We start from the raw sequence: 1976 nt of genomic DNA, 5'->3' as shown, positions 1-1976 counted from the left end.
CCGGCTCGGCCTGCGGGTCACCGCCGAGGGCGTCGAGGACGACGCGACTCGCCAGGCGTTGGCCGCCCTCGGGTGCGACCGCACGCAAGGCTTCCTCCACAGCCGCCCGCTGCCGCTCGTCGAGCTCGAGGCGTGGCTCGCGGAACGGCAGACCCGGCGCCGGCTGAGCGAGCGGATCGCATGATGCACGCGACCGGTATCTGTCAAACAAAGGCGGATGTCCGGTACGTTTTGACCGGGGGCGCGGCTGGATAGCCGCTGCATCGACCGAGGGAGGACGACGTGGCGCAGCAGGCGCGCGCGGTGGCGACCAGGAACGCGATCGTCGCAGCGGCAGCGGCCGAGTTCATCGAGCACGGGTTCGCGGGGGCGAGCATCGCCGACATCGCGGTACGCGCGGGGGCGACCAAGGGCTCGATGTACTTCCACTTCAAGTCGAAGGACCTGCTCGCCCAGGCGGTCATCGAACGCCAGCGCGAGCTGAACGACGAGCTCCAGGAACGGTTCGCCTCGAGCGACCTGTCCGCGCTCGCGATCCTCGTGTCCATGGTCCGCGCGCTCGGCGAGCTCATGCGCGACGACGTCGTGGCGCTCGCCGCGATGCGCCTGGCCGTCGAGGTGCCCGACGACGACGAGGACCGCGGCCCGACGTACGACGCCTGGGCCGGGCCCACGTCCGCCGTGATCAGCCACGCCGTGGCCCAGGGCGACCTGCGCGACACCATCGACCCGGACACCCTCTCCCGGTTCCTGGTCGCCGCGTTCACCGGCATCCAGACCGCCTCGTTCGCGTCCTCACGGCTCGAGGACCTGCTGGACCGGCTGCGGGAGATGTGGACGCTGCTGCTGCCCGGGATCGTCGCGCCGGGCCGCGAGCACGTGATCCCGGACATGCTGCAGCGCGCCTAGACCAGGGCGGTCCGTGCCGGGACCTCGGTGCTGGTGCGCGTGACGGGCGCGAGGGGCTCGGTCACGCACGTGATGACCGCGGCGGGGGAGTCGTCCTGCAGGATCTCGGTGCGTGTCTGCCCCTCGTCGAGCACGGCGCGCACGCCCGCGGAGCCCGTGAGCTCGACGTAGCGCGTGCAGCGCACGTCGATCGACGTGACGGCCTCGGCGGCGGTCAGCAGGTGGTGCGCGGTGATCGCCGCGCGCGCCAGGTGCATCGCGGGCACGTGGTCGACCCCGTGGTCGAACACCATGCGGTCCTGCGCGTCCCAGCCGAGCCACGCCTCGAGACCGTCGGGCGTGGTGCGCACGTCGCCGAGCGCCGCAGGGTCGTGCCGCGGGGCGAGCTCGTGCCACGCCGGCGCGCCGGCGCGCAGCCGGGCGTGCACGCGCGGGTCGACGCACTGCAGATCGCCGGAGGCCTGCGCGACGACGACGCCGTCGATCGTGACGTCCGCGTCGAAGACGTGGCGCACGAGCGTCCCGCGGCGGTGCTCGGCGCCCAGGGTCCGGAACGTGAAGCGCGCGGGGACGATGCCGACGAGTGCGGTCGGGTCGGCCGTCCAGCGCATCGCGACACGCGTGGCGACGAACGCGTGGCCCATGGGCACGCCACCGGCGACGTGGGCGAGTGCGGTGCCCGCCTGCCGGAACGCCTCGAGCCCGAGGAGCACCGCGCTCTGGTGCGCGTAGACGGGGTGCGGCACCCCCAGCGGGAGGCTCACCTCGACGTCCCACGTCGTCTCCGTGTCGAGGGGCGCGTCCGCGTACGGCGCGAGCACGCGGGTGACGAGGACCGCCCACGGGTCGAGCTTGTGGACGTACCGCTGGTCGAAGCTGCTGATCTGCATGGCTGACCTCCGCGTGTGGGGCGCGGGGCGCGCGCCGCGTGCCCAGAACGCTAGCTGCGGGAACAGGTCATAACAAGGCGGCCGGTCGGTTTACTACCTCGGACTTCCCTCGTGCGCGCGGACTCTTGACGTCCGGGTAGGAAGTGGTTCATTCTCGACAAAGCCGGACGTTCGGTT

At 72.5% G+C, this 1976-nt stretch carries 3 protein-coding genes; 2 read left to right on the top strand and 1 reads right to left on the bottom strand.

Features of this window, described 5'->3' with window-relative positions:
• Together CWIS_RS17720 and CWIS_RS12710 are read left to right on the top strand one after the other, a co-directional pair.
• Window positions 1–184, top strand: a 184-nt coding sequence (locus CWIS_RS17720; RefSeq protein ID WP_048343689.1) for an EAL domain-containing protein, incomplete at its 5' end; no start/stop codon positions are given.
• A gap of 98 nt (window positions 185–282) precedes the next feature.
• A complete protein-coding gene (locus tag CWIS_RS12710) occupies window positions 283–909 on the top strand; it encodes a ScbR family autoregulator-binding transcription factor (RefSeq protein WP_048343682.1) in 627 nt (208 codons plus the stop codon).
• On the opposite strand, the gene CWIS_RS12705 is transcribed toward CWIS_RS12710, so the two are convergent.
• Window positions 906–1799: an AfsA-related hotdog domain-containing protein gene (locus CWIS_RS12705; protein WP_048343681.1), complete on the bottom strand. Its 894-nt coding sequence runs from the start codon at window positions 1797–1799 to the stop codon at window positions 906–908. The two genes, CWIS_RS12710 and CWIS_RS12705, sit on opposite strands and share 4 nt — an antisense overlap.
• Window positions 1800–1976 lie beyond the last annotated feature (177 nt).

Origin of the sequence: Cellulomonas sp. A375-1 (assembly GCF_001040865.1) — a bacterium.
Lineage (GTDB): Bacteria > Actinomycetota > Actinomycetes > Actinomycetales > Cellulomonadaceae > Cellulomonas > Cellulomonas gelida.
The sequence above is the reverse complement of the archived record's forward strand: the minus strand, read 5'-3'. Positions and strand labels throughout refer to the sequence as shown.

Bases quoted from the DNA above. Each gene is read 5' to 3' on its own strand.
- CWIS_RS12705 (WP_048343681.1), bottom strand. From the start codon at position 1,799: ATGCAGATCAGCAGCTTCGACCAGCGGTACGTCCACAAGCTCGACCCG.